This window comes from Arthrobacter sp. NPDC055138, assembly GCF_053607305.1.
The window spans coordinates 289,888-305,609 of record NZ_JBSGTH010000003.1; the positions used below are offsets into that span (position 1 = coordinate 289,888).

At 66.1% G+C, this 15,722-nt stretch carries 15 protein-coding genes; 8 read left to right on the plus strand and 7 right to left on the minus strand.

Annotation, left to right across the window (positions count from 1 at the left end; genetic code table 11):
* Positions 1 to 77: 77 nt before the first annotated feature.
* Together ACWF5H_RS09490 and ACWF5H_RS09495 are read left to right on the plus strand one after the other, a co-directional pair.
* On the plus strand, positions 78 to 1,007 hold the full coding sequence (locus ACWF5H_RS09490) for an alpha/beta hydrolase (RefSeq protein WP_452036421.1): 930 nt from the start codon (positions 78 to 80) through the stop codon (positions 1,005 to 1,007).
* Positions 1,008 to 1,019: 12 nt separating this feature from the next.
* Positions 1,020 to 2,648, plus strand: a complete 1,629-nt coding sequence (locus ACWF5H_RS09495) for a flavin-containing monooxygenase (protein WP_452036422.1) — start codon at positions 1,020 to 1,022, stop codon at positions 2,646 to 2,648.
* 118 nt (positions 2,649 to 2,766) lie between these two features.
* Here ACWF5H_RS09495 and ACWF5H_RS09500 read toward each other — a convergent pair whose 3' ends face one another.
* Positions 2,767 to 3,129, minus strand: a complete 363-nt coding sequence (locus tag ACWF5H_RS09500) for a MerR family transcriptional regulator (protein WP_452036423.1) — start codon at positions 3,127 to 3,129, stop codon at positions 2,767 to 2,769.
* 105 nt (positions 3,130 to 3,234) lie between these two features.
* On the opposite strand from ACWF5H_RS09500, the gene ACWF5H_RS09505 reads away from it, so the two are divergent.
* From ACWF5H_RS09505 to ACWF5H_RS09515, 3 genes are all read left to right on the plus strand, one after another.
* Positions 3,235 to 3,657, plus strand: coding sequence for an Hsp20/alpha crystallin family protein (locus tag ACWF5H_RS09505; protein ID WP_364646377.1), 423 nt, complete (start codon positions 3,235 to 3,237; stop codon positions 3,655 to 3,657).
* A 166-nt stretch (positions 3,658 to 3,823) separates the two neighbouring features.
* The gene (locus ACWF5H_RS09510; RefSeq protein ID WP_452036425.1) at positions 3,824 to 4,360 is read left to right on the plus strand and encodes a J domain-containing protein; all 537 of its coding nucleotides are present in this window, start codon (positions 3,824 to 3,826) and stop codon (positions 4,358 to 4,360) included.
* Positions 4,361 to 4,370: 10 nt separating this feature from the next.
* Positions 4,371 to 4,760: a hypothetical protein gene (locus ACWF5H_RS09515; RefSeq protein ID WP_452036427.1), complete on the plus strand. Its 390-nt coding sequence runs from the start codon at positions 4,371 to 4,373 to the stop codon at positions 4,758 to 4,760.
* Between the two features lie 176 nt (positions 4,761 to 4,936).
* Here the strand turns inward: ACWF5H_RS09515 and ACWF5H_RS09520 are convergent, their stop codons facing one another.
* Positions 4,937 to 5,140 carry a YegP family protein gene (locus ACWF5H_RS09520; RefSeq protein ID WP_452036429.1) on the minus strand — a complete coding sequence of 68 codons (204 nt, stop codon included), beginning with the start codon at positions 5,138 to 5,140 and terminating at the stop codon, positions 4,937 to 4,939.
* Between the two features lie 154 nt (positions 5,141 to 5,294).
* Between ACWF5H_RS09520 and ACWF5H_RS09525 the strand changes: the two genes are divergently transcribed.
* Positions 5,295 to 5,519 (plus strand): hypothetical protein, encoded by a 225-nt coding sequence (locus ACWF5H_RS09525; RefSeq protein WP_364646392.1) that lies wholly within the window; start codon positions 5,295 to 5,297, stop codon positions 5,517 to 5,519.
* 115 nt (positions 5,520 to 5,634) lie between these two features.
* Here the strand turns inward: ACWF5H_RS09525 and ACWF5H_RS09530 are convergent, their stop codons facing one another.
* The 3 genes from ACWF5H_RS09530 to ACWF5H_RS09540 form a co-directional block, all read right to left on the minus strand.
* Positions 5,635 to 6,252, minus strand: coding sequence for a class I SAM-dependent methyltransferase (locus tag ACWF5H_RS09530; RefSeq protein ID WP_452036431.1), 618 nt, complete (start codon positions 6,250 to 6,252; stop codon positions 5,635 to 5,637).
* A 122-nt stretch (positions 6,253 to 6,374) separates the two neighbouring features.
* Positions 6,375 to 7,484, minus strand: a complete 1,110-nt coding sequence (locus ACWF5H_RS09535) for a CapA family protein (RefSeq protein ID WP_452036432.1) — start codon at positions 7,482 to 7,484, stop codon at positions 6,375 to 6,377.
* Between the two features lie 216 nt (positions 7,485 to 7,700).
* The gene (locus ACWF5H_RS09540; RefSeq protein ID WP_452036434.1) at positions 7,701 to 9,107 is read right to left on the minus strand and encodes an NAD(P)-binding domain-containing protein; all 1,407 of its coding nucleotides are present in this window, start codon (positions 9,105 to 9,107) and stop codon (positions 7,701 to 7,703) included.
* Positions 9,108 to 9,588: 481 nt separating this feature from the next.
* Here ACWF5H_RS09540 and ACWF5H_RS09545 point away from each other — a divergent pair, with 481 nt between their 5' ends.
* Positions 9,589 to 11,832 (plus strand): MMPL family transporter, encoded by a 2,244-nt coding sequence (locus tag ACWF5H_RS09545; protein WP_452036435.1) that lies wholly within the window; start codon positions 9,589 to 9,591, stop codon positions 11,830 to 11,832.
* A gap of 80 nt (positions 11,833 to 11,912) precedes the next feature.
* On the opposite strand, the gene ACWF5H_RS09550 is transcribed toward ACWF5H_RS09545, so the two are convergent.
* Both ACWF5H_RS09550 and ACWF5H_RS09555 read right to left on the minus strand, forming a co-directional pair.
* The gene (locus ACWF5H_RS09550; RefSeq protein ID WP_452036437.1) at positions 11,913 to 12,839 is read right to left on the minus strand and encodes a VOC family protein; all 927 of its coding nucleotides are present in this window, start codon (positions 12,837 to 12,839) and stop codon (positions 11,913 to 11,915) included.
* Positions 12,840 to 13,047: 208 nt separating this feature from the next.
* Positions 13,048 to 14,226: a helix-turn-helix domain-containing protein gene (locus tag ACWF5H_RS09555; protein WP_452036439.1), complete on the minus strand. Its 1,179-nt coding sequence runs from the start codon at positions 14,224 to 14,226 to the stop codon at positions 13,048 to 13,050.
* A 165-nt stretch (positions 14,227 to 14,391) separates the two neighbouring features.
* On the opposite strand from ACWF5H_RS09555, the gene ACWF5H_RS09560 reads away from it, so the two are divergent.
* Positions 14,392 to 15,714: an MFS transporter gene (locus ACWF5H_RS09560; protein WP_452036441.1), complete on the plus strand. Its 1,323-nt coding sequence runs from the start codon at positions 14,392 to 14,394 to the stop codon at positions 15,712 to 15,714.
* Positions 15,715 to 15,722: the final 8 nt, after the last annotated feature.

Sequence of the window (15,722 nt, forward strand, 5' to 3'; positions counted from 1 at the left end):
AGTTTGTGAACTGGCTCACTGTCAGCATGGATTCATAGCCGGCCGTCGAGCCGGAATCCCTGTGAGAGGACAACGCAGTGACTACTTCCGAGCTCAACCAGATCATGGAGCTGATGCAGCAGGGTGGACCGGACTTCAAAGATGAAGCAGCCAAGGTCCGCGCCGACTTCGAGGGCCTGCTTGCTTCGCTGCCCGTTGACTCTGATCTGGCGTTCGAAACCCGGAACATCGGCGGCATCGAAGGCGTCTGGCTTACCAGCGACGAGAATCCGGACCGGGTGCTGCTGTATCTGCACGGTGGCGCCTACGTGGTCGGAACAGCCTTCGGCTACCGCTCGCTGGCTTGCAACATCGCCCGCGCCGCCGGCGTCTCGCTTTTCGCCCCGGAGTACCGGCTGGCCCCGGAGCACCGCTACCCGGCGGCCATCGACGACGCGCTGGCCGCCTACCGCGGCCTGCTCGAGGAAGGCTTCGCACCCGGAGAGATTGTGCTGGCCGGAGATTCCGCCGGCGGGGGACTGACAGCAGCACTCCTGGTCGCTATCAAGGGCGCGGGCCTGCAGCAGCCCGCCGGCGCGTGGCTGCTCTCGCCGTGGGCGGACCTCGCCCTGACCGGAGAGTCGGTGAAGACCAAGGCCGGTGAAGACAAGCTGCTGGACGAACCCGGACTGCGCAAGACCGCCAACGACTACCTCAACGGCACGGACCCACGCTCTCCGCTGGCCTCGCCAATCTATGCCGACCTCTCCGGTCTGGCCCCGCTGTTCATCCACGCCGGCTCCGCCGAAATCCTTCTTGACGACGCCGTCCGCCTCGCCGCACGTGCCGGCGCCGCCGGCACCAGTGCCAGGCTGGAAATCGGCCCGAACCTGTTCCACGACTGGCCGCTGTTTGCTTTCATGCTCAGCGAAGGCCGGGACGCGCTGGCGGCTGCCGGGGAGTTCTTGGCCGCCCGGCTGGACGAAGCCGCCGAACTCGAAGCCGCCACCGACGCCGTCGGCGCCTAGAAAGGACCGGTAATGACCCAGACAACCGATTTTGATGTCCTGATTGTTGGCGCCGGCTGGTCCGGCATGCTGGCGCTGCACCGTCTGCGCAGCCGCGGCTTCTCCGCCCGCGTCCTGGAAGCTGCCCCGGAGGTCGGCGGCACCTGGTACTGGAATCGCTATCCCGGCGCGCGCTGCGACGTGGAGAGCATCCACTACTCCTATTCGTTCGACGATGCACTGCAGCAGGAATGGAACTGGACCGAACGCTATGCCTCCCAGTCCGAGCTGCTGTCCTACGCTCGCCACGTGGCCGACCGGTTCGACCTGCGCCGGGACATCCAGTTCAACACCAAGATCAGTTCCGCAGTGTTCAACGAGGACCTGAACCAATGGACTCTGCACACCGACAACGGGGAGCGATACACGTCGAAGTTCTGCATCCTGGCCACCGGCGTCCTCTCGACCCCGAAGGTTCTGGACCTGCCCGGACTGGAGAACTTCGGTGGCACCGTCCTGAACACCTTCGACTGGCCCGAAGAACCGGTCGACTTCACCGGCAAGAGCGTTGCCGTCCTCGGCACCGGATCCTCCGGAATCCAGGCAATTCCCGAAATCGCCAAGACGGCGGAGCAGCTGTACGTCCTGCAGCGCACCCCCAGCTTCAGTCTGCCGGCCCACAACAGGCCCCTGACCCCCGAGGAACTGGACGCAGTCAAGGCCGGCTACTCCCAATTGCGCGAAGCCTCCCGGAATGCCATCGGCGGCATCGCCCTTGAAGAGACCGGCAAATCCGCCTTCGAGGTCTCCGAAGCCGAGCGTACGGAGATCTTCGAACAGGTGTATGCCGAAGGCCAGCCCTTCAAGTTCCAAGGCCTGTTCACCGACCAGATGACTGACCGCAAAGCGAATGCAACGGCAGCCGATTTTGTCGCCCGCAAGATCGCCGAGCGCGTCGAGGATCCGGAAACAGCTGCCGCCCTGACGCCGTCCGGCTATCCGATCGCCACCCGGCGCCTCTGCATCGACACCGGCTACTACGAGACCTTCAACCGCGAAAACGTCACGCTGGTCAACCTGCTCAAGGAACCCGTCACTGGGGTCACCGGCAAGGGAATCGCGACGGCAGAGCGCACCTATGAGGTCGACTACTTGGTCCTGGCCACCGGGTTCGACGCCGTCACTGGCTCCTTCACCCGCATCGACGTCCGCGGACGTGGCGGCCAGTCCCTCAAAGAGAAGTGGGGGCAGGCTGTCAGCAGCTACCTTGGCCTCGCCGTGCATGGCTTCCCGAACCTGTTCACCATCACCGGGCCGCTGAGCCCCTCGGTGCTGAGCAACATGATGGTCTCCATTGAGCACCATGTTGACTGGATCAGCGACTGCCTCGCCTACCTCGAGCAGAACGACATTGACCAGATCGAGCCCACCGAGGAAGCAGAGAGGGAGTGGGGCCGGCACACCACCGAGGTCGCGAACTTCACCCTGTTCCCCCAGTCCGGATCCTGGTACACGGGTGCCAACATCGACGGGAAGCCCAGCCAGGTTTTGCCCTATGTGGGCGGAGTCCACAACTACCGCCAGATCACCCAAGAAATTGCCGACGACGGCTACCGGGGGTTCGCCGTCCGCTCACGCGAAGCGGCCCAGCTGACCGGCTAGCGCCAACGGGAAACAGAGAACTGCCGAGGAGGTGGCGCCGGACGTACTCCGGTGCTGCCTCTTCGCGTGCGCGGGTTCTCAGGAGTGCCGGCGCGCACAACAGATTCGGCCCCCGATGTCAGCCTGCTGCTGACGCGTCGTCCGCACCCTGGATCTGCTGGCGGCGGGCCGAGTGCTTCACGGCGGATTTGAGTTTCTGCTGCAGGGCGGCGTTGTCAGCTTCAAGCGCCAGCACCTTTCCCACGCCGGCCAGGTTCACGCCGTCGTCCACCAGTTCGCCGATGCGGCGGAGCCGGTCCACGTCGTCCCGGCTGTACCGGCGCGTGCCGCCTTCGGTCCGCTCCGGTTCCACCAGCCCGCGCCGCTCATAGAGGCGCAAGGTCTGCTCGCCCACGCCCACCAGGTCGCTGACCACGGAGATGCCGTACACGCCCTGGTCCGCCCTGGGCTGCTTCTTCCCCGCTGCCAAAATTCCTCCCACATCAGACTTGAAAAACATTCTAGCCCGGAGTCATAATATCTGTGCCCGAAGGCATAGATTAGCTGAACGGGCGACAAGAGAATATGACTGAAGGAGGCTGCTGCAATGTTGATGCGAACTGATCCGTTCCGTGAGCTGGACCGCTTGACCCAGCAGGTCTTCGGAAACCAGGCGCGGCCCGCTGCCATGCCGATGGACGCGTGGCGTGAGGGCGATGAATTCGTCGTCGAGCTGGATCTGCCCGGCGTCGATCCGTCCACCATTGACCTTGACGTGGAACGGAATGTCCTCACGATCGGCGCGGAGCGCAGGTCCAAGATCGACGACGGCAAGGACGTGGTGGCCGCCGAGCGGGCCACGGGGACGTTTAGCCGCCAGCTGGTCCTGGGCGACACGCTGGATACGGAGAACGTCACGGCCAGCTACGAGGCCGGCGTTCTGGCACTGCGGATCCCCATCCGTGAGCAGGCCAAGCCACGCAAGATCGAGATCAGCAGCGGTGACGGCAAGCAGATGATCGACGCCTGATCGATCAGGCCGGGCCGGCGGCTCCGTCCAACCGCGGCGGAGCCGCCGGCCGGGCCGCATCTACTGTTTTGCTCCCACTGCGGCTTTTCACCGCGACTCTTCACCGGGCCTCCGCGCTGAGGCGCACCACTTTCACCCCTCTGCGTGGGCGGGAGGGAAGGCGAACGTGAACCAAACCGATCTCTATGCCGTGCTGCAGGTTGCCCCGGACGCCAGCAGCGAAGATATCCGCCGCGCCTACCGAGCGCTGCTCCGCAGCCACCATCCGGACCTGAACCCCGACGGCGGTGGACCGGCAGAGCCGGACACGGGGCATGACGCGGAAACCGGCGCGGAGCAACGGACGACGGCGGCGATCCTCCACGCCTACATGGTGCTGGGCGACGCCGCGCGGCGCGCTGACTACGACCGGCACAGCTCACGGCGCATCACCGCCCGGCAAAACAACAAGTCTGGAGAGCCCGGCGAGTACGCCGGGCACGGGGCTGCGGAGCCGGGGGCCGCGGAGCCCGGTATGCGCGGTGCCGCCGAGCGCGCTAAATCCTCGGCGCGTCGGCGTCCGCACGCCAGCCCGTCGGTTCCGTCCGGACCCACGGTCTACCTGGGGTTCGACGACCCCATCCCGCCGGACGCAGTCCGGCTGGGCGAGCGGCCGCCGTCGTACTCAGGGGACTTCCGCCGATGGATTGTTTTAGATCGTTGAAGGAGGACTAATGCCTGCTACCAGTTGGCGCCGCTACGACCATCACCTGTTTCCGGTGTTCCATGAGCGGTTCGAGGAGCGTTGGGGACCCGGAACCGCTCCGTTCCTTGACCCCAGTGTTTTCGAGGAAGGCCAGCCGCGGCCTCGGGCCCAGTGGATCAACGTGGACACCGGAGCGGCCGCGGCAGTGGTCCCGGTCTGGGAAGACGACACCGAGCACCGCTCCTTCGCCGTCTTCTATCTGCCGCCGGCCGGCGGGATCTGGGCGCTGCGCCCGGGGTTCACCGAGTACACGGAGAGCGGAGGGGCCGACCAGTTGGCGCTGCGCAACGACTCGTTCAAGAAAGCCGTGGCCCACGCGGAGGAGTTCCTCTTCGGCCCGGAAAGCGGCCGCCGCTAGCCGGCGTCGAGGACCGAAGGGTTCGCTGCCTCCGGCTAGGTACTCTGGCGGGATGCGACCGCTTCGGTAGTCTTGTTCGCCGGGCTCTCGAAGCATCTCGACTTGAAGCTCGTCAGCCGACTGGAGTTCGGCTCGGGGGCGGTGGCGCTGCGGTACGAGCCGAGAAAGGTAGCCAGCTAAGAGTCAGACTGCGCGGCCGCGCCCGACCGGTCAACGACGCGTCCGGTGCCGGCGATTTCGCGGGCACGTTCAATGCCTTCCCGGGCTTCCCGGACGGAAGGAAAGGTCACCGATTCGGCCATCAGTGCTCCGTCGCCGTCCAACATCCTGACCCGAAATCCGCCGTCGGGCGCATCAATGAGTTCGAAATGACCAGCCATAATCCTGCAATCCTGTCCACGGGAGACGCCACGGCGCTGTGGCGTCCAAACAGTATGCCACCGGGAGCCTGCGGACGTCTTGGGGCTTGCCACGCTGTGGCCGAGTGAGGAAAGTGGACAGTGCGCTGACCATCAACGTGGATCGGAGAACACCATGCAGATAGACAAGCAGCAGATCATCGACATCCTCAAACAGCAGGGCAACCAGGACCAGGCCGCCAAGGCCGATTCCGAACTGCCCGAGAAGGTGGACACGGAGAAGGACTCGGGCCTGCTGTCCAGCCTGGGCATCGACGTCGACGCCCTGCTTGGCAAACTCCCCGGCGGCCTGGGGGAGAAGCTCGGCGGGCTGAAGGACAAACTGGGAGGATTCGGATAAACCATTCCTGCCCGCCACCTTGCTGCATCGAGGAGTCAGCAGGCGCCCTTCTCAGCGCTGGGAAGGGCATTAGTTGAATAGTCGATCAGCTACGGGTCACACGCCCGGAGGCATCTCAGCCTTCGGGCGTTGCCGTGCCCATCACCATCGGGTTCACCGGTAGCCAGGCCGGTCCCACCGCGAACTCTTCCTGCACCCTCACGGTGAAGCCTGCCGCGGAGATGGCGGCGACGGTGTTCCGGTTGAGCTGGCAGCCTTGCGCCGCGAAGGACCACACGGGCCGCAGCATGTCCTGGAACGTGGCGTGCGCGCCGGTGCCGCGGACATGCTCCAGGAACAGCAGCCTTCCGTCCGGCTTGAGCACGCGCTTGGTTTCGGCGAGGGCTGCGGCCTGGTCGGAAACGCTGCAGAGCACCAGCGTGAAGACCACAGCGTCCACGCTGGCGTCGTCGGCCGGCAGCACTTCGGCGCCGGCATCCACCACCTGGACGTTGCCGACTGAACCGACCTTGGCCTGCAGCCGCTTGCGCATGTTCGGATCGGGTTCCACCGCCGTCACTTGGCAGGACGGCGGGAAGTGCCGCAGGTTCGCTCCGGTGCCGGCACCGACGTCGTACACAATCCCGTTGAGGCCGGACAGCAGCGCCGCACGGCGCGAGGCGAGTTCCTCATGCTCGGCCCGGCGCATGGCAGCGTCATACTGCGCCGCGAACAGCGCGCTTCTGAGTCCCACGGGCATGATCCTGTCCTCGTTCGGAAGGGCAACCTGCGCACCACGGTACCGCAGCGGACAAGTGCGCGGGATCATGATCGGGTACCGGCCGTGTAGCTGTGGCGGAGGGCTGGCGGACAGCTTTACGGCACACCGACGGACAAGCTGCCGTCTCCGACCAGGCTGATCCGGGTGCCGAAGCCAGCGCTGGCGTCACTCAGGACGTGACGAAGCCACTCGCCGTCGTGCTTGCTTGCCCGCTCCAGGCGCATCCGCCGGGCCCGCACCGGCACCAGGCGCAGCCCGCGCAGTTCCCGGGAACGGGCGTCATGCGTGGCGAAGTAAAGCAGCCGCAGGTCGTCGCGGAACTGCTGGTAGCCGCCGATTCCCTCGTAGTCGTTGATCAGGTCGCCGCAGCCGTAGAGGATGGGGCGGCCGCGGTAGATCTCGAGCGGACGCGGATGATGGGAGGAGTGCCCGTGCACCACGTCGATCCCGCCGTCCACCAGCCAGCGGGCGAAGCGGACGTGCCCGTCTGGAACCTCGTAGCCCCAGTTGGAGCCCCAGTGAAGCGAGGCCACCGCCAGATCGCCGTCCTGTTTGATCGCCTGGACGTGGCCGATGAACCGTGCGGCGGTGTCCCTGGACAGGTCCGGCAGGAAGGCAAGCCCGGGAAGGTTGGGGCCAGCGGCGTTCGCGGCGGCAATGCCGCTGGAGGCCAGTCCGGCGGAGAACACCAGCACCCGTCCGTGGCCGGTGTCCACCTCCGCGGGTTGCCATGCCTGCGCGGCATCGCGGCCGGCGCCGGCGGTGCGGAGGCCAGCGGCGTGCAACACGTCCACGGTCTCGGTCAGGCCAGCGATGCCGAAGTCCAGCACATGGTTGTTGGCCAGCACGCAGACGTCCAGGCCGGCGACGGTAAGGCAGCCGATGTTGTCCGGATGCATGCGGTAGTGGATGCCCTTGCCCGGGGCGAAGGAGCCGTCGGCGGTGACGCTGGTCTCGAGGTTGATCACGCGCGCGTCCGGTCCGGCCTCGCCGATGATCGCCAGCGCGTCGCCCCACGGCCAGGCCGGGTCCACCGGGCGGGGGATGGGGCCGTTCGCTGCTTCGGCCAGGGACACGTAGTCGCGGGCGTCGCGGATGTAGCCTTCGCGCAGCTTGGCTGCGCCGGGATGCGGCAGGATTTGGTCCACGCCTCGGCCGGTCATCACGTCGCCGGCCAGGAACAAGGTGATCGTGTTCGACGCCATCGCTGCCACTCGATTCTGACGGCTGGCTCCACTGTAGCCCTGCGCAGCGGCCGCCGACAGCAGGGGAAGTTGGGTGCGGACGGTTCCCGGTACCGGAGATGACGACGGCGGACGGCCCGTGTGACGACGGCGGGCGGGGCCGGTCGCGACGACGGCGGGTGGCGAGGAAGCAGTGCTCCCATGCCACCCGCCGTCGTACGCGGTGCGAGGCTGGCTCTACCGCCGGGCGGAAGCCTTCTCGGCGTCGCCGGTGAGGGCGGCCAAGGCTCCGGTATCCATGTCCTCGGAGGGGCCGTTGAGGTAGCGTTCCAGGCTGTCATCCATGGCATTGATCCAGCGGGTGTGGTGCCGGGTGGCCATGGTGCCGGTCATGACGGAACGGTGGATGCTGTCCCGGTAGCCCAGGATGTTCTCTTCCTTGTCCTTCATCCACTGCTTGAGCAGGGTGGCGACGGTGTCCAGATCGAACTCCGGGTAGTCCGTCAGCGCGATCAGGTCGCGCAGGTAGTCGGTCTGGAAATCCGCCTCGGCGTCATGGTCGGGCAGCGAGGCCTGCCGGTCCAGCCAGGCCTGGATGTCCGCGTCGCGCTCCTCGAGCGAGGGCAGCTCGATCCGGCCCAGCATCACGTCGCGGGCGAACCATGCCTGCGCGTCGAACATGTTGAAGGTGTAGTACTGGTCCTGTGCGCCCAGGTAGAACAGGTTGGTGTTCTGCTGCCAGACCACGCCCTTGTAGAGGTTGCCCGGGTAGAGCAGGTTTGGTGACTGCAGCGACAGTTCGCTGGGCAGGAACGGGTACTTGTGCAGGTAGCCGGTGCAGAGGATGACGGCGTCGAACTCGCCGGTAGTGCCGTCGCTGAAGTGCGCGGTCCGGCCCTCGAAACGGGTTACCAGCGGGCGCTCGACGGCGGACTCCGGCCAGTCGAAGCCCATCGGGCCGCTGCGGTAGCTGAAGGTGACTGACTTGGCGCCCATCTTGTGCGCCTGCATGCCGATGTCCTCGGCGGAGTAGCTGCTGCCGATCAGCAGCAGATCCTTGCCGCCGAACCGCTCGGCGCCGCGGAAATCGTGGGCGTGGAGCACTTCACCGGGGAAGCTGTTGATGCCCTCGAACGCCGGCACGTTCGGGTAGGAGAAGTGGCCCGTGGAGACCACGAGCTTGTCGAACACATGGGTTTCGGTGCGCTGCGCCGCGAGGTCCTCGACCGTGACGGTGAATTCCTGGCTGTCTTCGTTGTAGTCGACCCAGCGGGCCACGGTGTTGAACCGGACGTACTTGCGGACGTCTGACTTCTGGACCCGGCCGGCAATGTAGTCGAACAGGACTTCGCGCGGCGGGAAGGAGGAGATCGGCCGGCCGAAGTGCTCGTCGAAGGTGTAGTCGGAGAACTCGAGAACTTCCTTGGGCCCGTTGGACCACAGGTGCCGGTACATGCTGCTGTGCACGGGCTCGCCGGCGGCGTCCAGACCGGTGCGCCAGCTGCTGTTCCACTGTCCGCCCCAGTCGGACTGCTTCTCAAAGCACACAATGTCCGGGATTTCGGCTCCCTTTTGCCGGGCTGATTCGAACGCGCGCAACTGTGCCATGCCGCTGGGTCCTGCGCCAATGATTCCGACTCGCATCTAAATGCATCTCCTCATCCATTGGATCTGTCCGTCAGGTTCGACGCCCCGAATCCACAGAACGGCCATATTGGCGCACCGGTGGCGGTGCAGGCGCATAGTGCGCGGCGTTATAACACTGGCGGCGCGAGAGACGCGCCGGGCCCTGAACAATCAATCCCGAGAGGGAGACGGGCACCGTGTCCGCGGGCAGGCGAGGGGGCCTGCGCGAGCGATTCGGAGCGGCCCACCGAAGATCCAATAACACCGGTAGGCCTGCAGTCCATGTCAACACCTAAGCGCGATTAAGTCAAAATACCGCGGGGGTTAAGTGTTCCTCAACAGTGTTTCGGGTGCTCTGGGTTGGTTAATGCTTCATCGAATGTTCACGCCGAACTTGTTTCTGCCGACGGGCCCTTAGTGACTTCCCAGCTAGGGTGGGGCGGAGGACGCGGGACAGACCGGGGAGACCGGCGCGCGCGTTCAGTTGGGGAGGAACACAGTGGACAGCATCGCGCCCAAAAAGCGTGGGGTCATCACCGGGATAGCTCTGTGGAGCGCGACCAATCCGTGGAAGGCGATCGGCGCGTGGCTGCTGCTGATCCTCATCACCTTCGGGCTCAACTTTGTGCTGAGTCCGCGGCAGGCCACGCAGGCCGAGCTGATGGTGGGTGATGTACGCGCCGCGTATGAACTGGCCGATGAGGCCGGCTATGAGGTGCGGGCCTCGGAGAGCGTGGTGATCCGGGCAGCGGATGGCGGGGAACTGGACGTTGCGCAGGCTGCCGAAGCTGCGGCTGACTTGGTCCGGAAGATGGAAGCCCTGCTAGAAGTAGAGCAGGCGGCAGGTCCGGTTCCGGCGGAGAACGGCGAAGCCGCGCTGGTGATGGTGCAGTTGAGTGGCGATCCGGGCACCGCCACCGAGCGGGTGGAGCCGCTGCTGGAGGTCACCGACCAGGTGCAGGCAGCGTACGCTGAGCTGGCGCTGGAGCAGGTGGGCGATGCCACCATCACGCTGGAAATCAACGAGTGGCTGAACAAGGACGTGGAAAAAGCGACTCTGCTGAGTGTGCCGGTGACGCTGGTGATCCTGCTGCTGGCGTTCGGTGCCATCGTGATGGCGGGTATCCCGATGGTGCTGGGCCTCGCGTCGGTGGCGTCCGCCGTCGGGCTCTGGGCGTTGGCGTCACAGTTGGTGCCGGATCAGGGCATGGTGATGCACCTGATAGTGCTGGTGGGGATGGCCGTGGGCGTGGACTACTCGCTGTTCTACCTGCGGCGCTTCCGCGAGGAACGGCGGGCGGGGAAGGCCGACGGCGATGCGATCCGGATCGCGGCCGAGACCGCCGGGCATTCGGTGATCGTCTCCGGGGCGGCCGTGGTGCTGTCCATGGCTGGGCTGTTCGTCACGCAGGACACATTCTTCGGCGGCATGGCCACCGGCGCGATTCTGGTGGTTCTGGTGGCCATGGTGTCCTCGCTGACAGTGCTGCCGGCGCTGCTGGCCACATGCGGCCGGTGGGCGGACAAGCCGCGGTTGCCGTTCGTCTGGCGGCTGACCGCCGGGCGGAACCCTCGAGTGATGCCGGCGCTGCTGCGTCCTGTGGTCCGACGCCCCAAACTGGCACTGGTCGGCTCCGTGGCGGTGCTGTTGCTGCTGGCCGCCCCGGCGCTGGGCATGAGCCTGAAGAACGCCCAGATCGAGGACCTGCCGCGCAGCTTGGAGACCATCCAGGCGCTCGACCGGCTGCAAACAGACTTCCCGAACAGCTCAAACGTCAACACCGTAACCGTGCACGTGCCGGCCGGGGCGGAAGCGGCGCTGGCCGGCGAGGCCGCGGACTTCAACGCGCTGGTGGGGGCTCGGGCCGGGCTGTTCGGCGCCGTGGCGGAACCGTGGATTGCCGACGACGAGCGCACCATGCTGCTGCAGGTGGAGACCCCGCACGCGGTGGGATCTGAGGCCGGGCAGGAATCTGTGACCGAGCTGCGCGAGGCCCTGCTGCCGGAGACTTTCGGCAGCATCGACGGGGCCGAGGCGTATGTGGGCGGGGCCATCGCGTACGACATGGACTACGTGGCCAACGTGATGGAGAAGCTGCCGGTGGTGATCGGGATCGTGGTCGCGCTGACCTTCGTCTACATGTTCGCGGTGTACCGCTCCGTGGCCGTGGCGCTGGGCACAGTGCTGCTGAACCTGCTCTCCACGGCTGCAGCCTTCGGCATCCTGGTGCTGGTCTTCCAGAACAGCTGGGCGGAGCCGCTGCTGGGCTTCGCGTCCAGCGGGTACATAGCCCCGTGGGTGCCCACGCTGCTGTTTGTGGTGCTCTCCGGGCTATCGCTGGACTACCACGTCTTTGTGGTCAGCCGCGTCCGGGAGAACGCACTGGCCGGGATGCCGGCCCAGCAAGCGGTGTTCGACGGCGTGGTGCGCACCGCCGGGGTGGTGACCAGCGCCGCCGTCGTGATGGTTGCGGTGTTCTCCATCTTCGGTTCGCTGAGCTTCCTGGAGTTGAAGCAGATTGGCGTGGGCCTGGCCGCGGCCATCTTGCTGGACGCCACGATCATCCGCGTCATGACGCTGCCGGCGTTCATGCTGGCCTGCCGCCGCTTCCTCTGGTGGCCGGGCGGGAAGGTGGATCGACGGGCCGCGGAAAAGGGCATCACCGAGTTGGAGCCCGCAGTCGGCGCCGCGGACGACGACGGTGCCGCCGCGGCGAAGGAGCCTGCGGGGGCGGTGGTGTAGCTGGGTTCCGAGACGCGATAGCCCATCACCTGTGATGGGGCTTCTGCTCTGAGAGTCCGGGAGGACTTCTCCCGGGTGGTTCAGTGGCTCAGACGGACCACATTCCCCCACGGGTCGGCAACGGCCATGGAGTCCTTGGCGCGCTGGTAGTCGATGCCGGCGGCGTCCAGGCGTCCGGCTACGGCGTCGAGCTCGGCGGGACCGGCTAGCCGCACGGCGAATGATCCGAGTCCGAGGGTGTCGGGCCGGTCTCCTGACCCGGCCGAACTCCACACGTTCGCGGCCAGGTGGTGGTGATAGCCGCCGGCGGACATGAAGAGTGCTCCGTTGATTTCGGAGGTCACCGCGAAGCCGAGGGTGTCCACGTAGAACTCGCGTGCCTGCACCAGATCCCCGACCTTGAGGTGGACGTGTCCCATAGCGGCGGTGCCGTCGCTGGTTCGGCCGAGGTGCCGGGTGATGAAGTCGTTCGGATCCAGTGCGGCGCTGCCCATCTGGACCTGACCGTCCTGCCACTTCCAAGTGTCGGCCGGCGTGTCGATGTAGAGTTCCACGCCATTGCCTTCGGGGTCCGTGAAGTAGAACGCGTGGCTCACCGCATGGTCGGCCGACCCTTGATAGAGGTTTGGTGCCATCTGGATCAGACGTACCAGCGTCTGGGCCAGGGCCGGACCATCCGAGTAGAGGACGGCCGCATGGTAGAGCCCGGCATCGGCCGGATTCGTAGAGTCACCCTCGGCCGCGGTGAGGCGGAGGATCTCTTCGCCGCCCACGCCCAGGCTGACGCTTCCCGCGGTTTCGCCGAGCGGCTCGAGGCCGACGCCTTCTTCGTAGAACCTGCGTACGGTCTGCAGGTCCTTTACCCGCAGTTCTACGGCTCCCATTCTGGTGTCCGCGGCCAGAACACTCTGCGGGATCTGCGCTGCGGAGGGCCGTGCATTGGCTGTGAACACCCAGCCGACGACGACGGCGGCCAGGGCCAGGGCGGCGACTGCGGATATTACCAAGATGCGGATTCGGGGAGCCAGGGTCACAACAGGCTAGAACGACCTTCGGCAGTAGGGTATTTCCGGAAATCGCCGCCCGCAGCCGGGTGTGACCAAGCGCTCCCCCCTGGGAGCAAGGAACCCCAGACAGTCAGGTCACCGGTCGAGTGCGCTGGATATCCAGGGAGCTGAGGTGCTCCGGCTCGCTGGAGTCGGAAACGACGCTCGATCAGGACCAGGCGACGACGAGGCGGGCGGCTTGTTGGGGGATGGTCACGTCGATGCCGACTAAATCCGTGAAGCGGCGCAGTCGGTTCATGAGGGTGTTTCGGTGGCAGAAGAGCTGGTCTGCGGACTCGGCGATGCTGCCGGTGGATAGGTAGGACCGTACCGATTCTTCCAGCCGGGCTCGTTCCACTGTTCCGCATCGGGCCAGCGCGGCGTCGACGTCGGGCACAATGGGAACGCCGGTTTCCGACAGGCGGTGCCGGGCCAGTCGTGCCCAGGAGTTTCGCATGGTGAGGGCCTGCTGATCGTTGTCTTTGGCCAAGGACGCCAGGGCGCGGGCTGCCTGGGCGGCGACGCGCAGGTCCGTGAGGCCGCGGACCTGTTCAACCAGGCCGCATCGGATGTTCTTGATCTGCTCGATGGTTTCGCGGGCCGCGCTGCCCGGCCGGTCATCGGCTGCCCAGAAGGCGACCAGTCCGTCGGGCAGCGGATGCGTGAATATTTCTGAGCCACGGCGCGAAGCCGAGGCAACCTCCACACGGAGGGCGGCGGCGTCGTCCGTTGTTGCTGCCGCGACAACGAGGGGAGCAAACTGGTCGATGCCGAGCTCCTCGGCGATGCGGGAGAGCATTTCCGATGCCGGGCTGACCTGACCAAACATGGTGGCCACATGGCCTTGCCGCACCGAGGATTCTTCCTGGGCCATGCGCTGGCGCTCGGCGATGTAGGTGGCTTGGGTTTGCGCTGCGTAAGAGTCCACCACCTGCCATACCGTTTCGGCCCGTCGCACCAGCAGTTCGGCATCGCCCGGATCCGCCAGCGCCATGAGCTCGCCCCAGATCACGGTGAAGTCGATCCGGATGGCGGTCATCAGCGACTCCACGGGGACGCCTGCCCTGGCGCGGGAGACACCAACGTCCAATGAGATGCCTTGCCGCTCGGCGATGAGGCGCTTGCTGTCTGCGCCCGGGCGCAGGCTTTCGATCAGCGCCTCGAACGAGGCGGCTCCTGTGCGGCGGATCTCGCTGGCCGGCAGGACGCCGTCCCTATAGTCGTCGAGTTGCAGGACGCGCTCGAGGAAGAGGTCCGTCAGCCTGTCCACGGATAGCTGGTCCAGCAGGCCGTTCCAACGGGCGGCGGAGGCATCGTCGTCGTTCTCATGAATCTGCGGTGTTTCCATGGTGTTCTCGGCCCCTATCATGTGCTTTTGCACATTCTAGCCCCGGAAAGCCGCGACGATTCGTGCGGGTGTGACGCGGCCCACTCTGGAAAACTGGTGTGCATTATCAGTTCGTTGCGGCCGTTCTGCACGGCCGGACACCCGAACACCAAACATGGAGGAACCATGTCAGAAACCTTGAACCTCGAGGCCGGGGCTACCCGGCAGATCACTGACAAGGAGGCGATGAAGGTTTCCATCGGTGCCCTCATTGGCACTGCGATGGAGTGGTACGACTTCTTCCTGTTCAGCGCGGCGGCGGCGCTGGTGTTCAACGTCCAGTACTTCGCCAATGAGAACGCCACGGCGGCGGCGCTGGCATCCTTCGCCACGTTTGGTGTCGGCCTAGTGGCGCGTCCGCTGGGAGGCATGTTCTTCGGCGCCATGGGCGACAAGATCGGCCGCCGTAAGACCCTGATGATCACCATCGTCGGCATCGGTGCGGTGACCGGCCTGATCGGCCTGCTGCCCACGTACGCCGCCATTGGCATTGCCGCACCGGTGCTGCTGGTGCTGCTGCGCGTGGCCCAGGGCCTGTTTGTGGGCGGCGAGTGGTCCGGCGCGATGACGATTGTGGTGGAGAACGCTCCGCTGGAGCGCCGCGCCCGCTATGCCGCGCTGCCGCAGATCGGTTCACCGATCGGCACCATTCTCTCCTCCGGCGGCTTCTTCTTGATGACACTGTTCTTCTCGCAGGAGACTTTCAACTCCTTCGGCTGGCGCATCCCGTTCCTGGCCGCTATCCCGATGCTCCTGATCGCGCTGTACATTCGCAGCCGACTGGACGAATCCCCGGTCTTCGCGGAGCTCATGGAGCACGACCAGGTGGAGAAAGCTCCGATCCGGACCACGCTGCGGGAGTCTTGGAAGCACATCATCATCGGCATGGCCGCGGCCCTGCTCGGCGTAGGCGGCTTCTACCTGGTCACCGCGTTTGTGGTCTACTACGGCGTGAACATCCTGGGCTACTCCGCCCAGCTGATGCTGCTGGGCGGCATGATTGCGGCCATCGTCGAAATCCCTGTCCTCATCCTGGGCGGCCGACTGGGCGAGCGGTTCGGCGCCAGCCGCGTCATCTTGTGGGGCGGCATCGCTTCCGCGCTGGCCGCGGTTCCGGCCTTCCTGCTGGTGGATAGCGGCAACCCGGTATTGGTGGTTATGGGCATGGTCCTCGCCGTGGCAACGCTGTCCTTCCCGTACGCGGCTTCCGGCACGGTGCTGACAGGCTTGTTCCCGGCCCGGACCCGCTACACCGGCGTGGGCTTCGCGCAGAACACTGCCGGCATGCTCTCCGGCTTCATCCCGCTGCTGGCTACCGGCCTGGTGGCCTCCGCCGGAAACCACTGGTGGCCGGCCGCCGTGATGCTGGTGTTCCTGAGCTTGTTCACCGCCGTCGCCGGCGTCGTGGCCCCGCGCATGAGCGTGAACCTGCCCGGCTTCAAGCACTGATTCCACCT

Coding starts and splice junctions, on each gene's coding strand:
- ACWF5H_RS09495 (WP_452036422.1), top strand. CDS start 1,020: ATGACCCAGACAACCGATTTTGATGTCCTGATTGTTGGCGCCGGCTGG.
- ACWF5H_RS09505 (WP_364646377.1), top strand. CDS start 3,235: ATGTTGATGCGAACTGATCCGTTCCGTGAGCTGGACCGCTTGACCCAG.
- ACWF5H_RS09515 (WP_452036427.1), top strand. CDS start 4,371: ATGCCTGCTACCAGTTGGCGCCGCTACGACCATCACCTGTTTCCGGTG.
- ACWF5H_RS09520 (WP_452036429.1), bottom strand. CDS start 5,140: ATGGCTGGTCATTTCGAACTCATTGATGCGCCCGACGGCGGATTTCGG.
- ACWF5H_RS09525 (WP_364646392.1), top strand. CDS start 5,295: ATGCAGATAGACAAGCAGCAGATCATCGACATCCTCAAACAGCAGGGC.
- ACWF5H_RS09535 (WP_452036432.1), bottom strand. CDS start 7,484: ATGGCGTCGAACACGATCACCTTGTTCCTGGCCGGCGACGTGATGACC.
- ACWF5H_RS09540 (WP_452036434.1), bottom strand. CDS start 9,107: ATGCGAGTCGGAATCATTGGCGCAGGACCCAGCGGCATGGCACAGTTG.
- ACWF5H_RS09555 (WP_452036439.1), bottom strand. CDS start 14,226: ATGGAAACACCGCAGATTCATGAGAACGACGACGATGCCTCCGCCGCC.
- ACWF5H_RS09560 (WP_452036441.1), top strand. CDS start 14,392: ATGTCAGAAACCTTGAACCTCGAGGCCGGGGCTACCCGGCAGATCACT.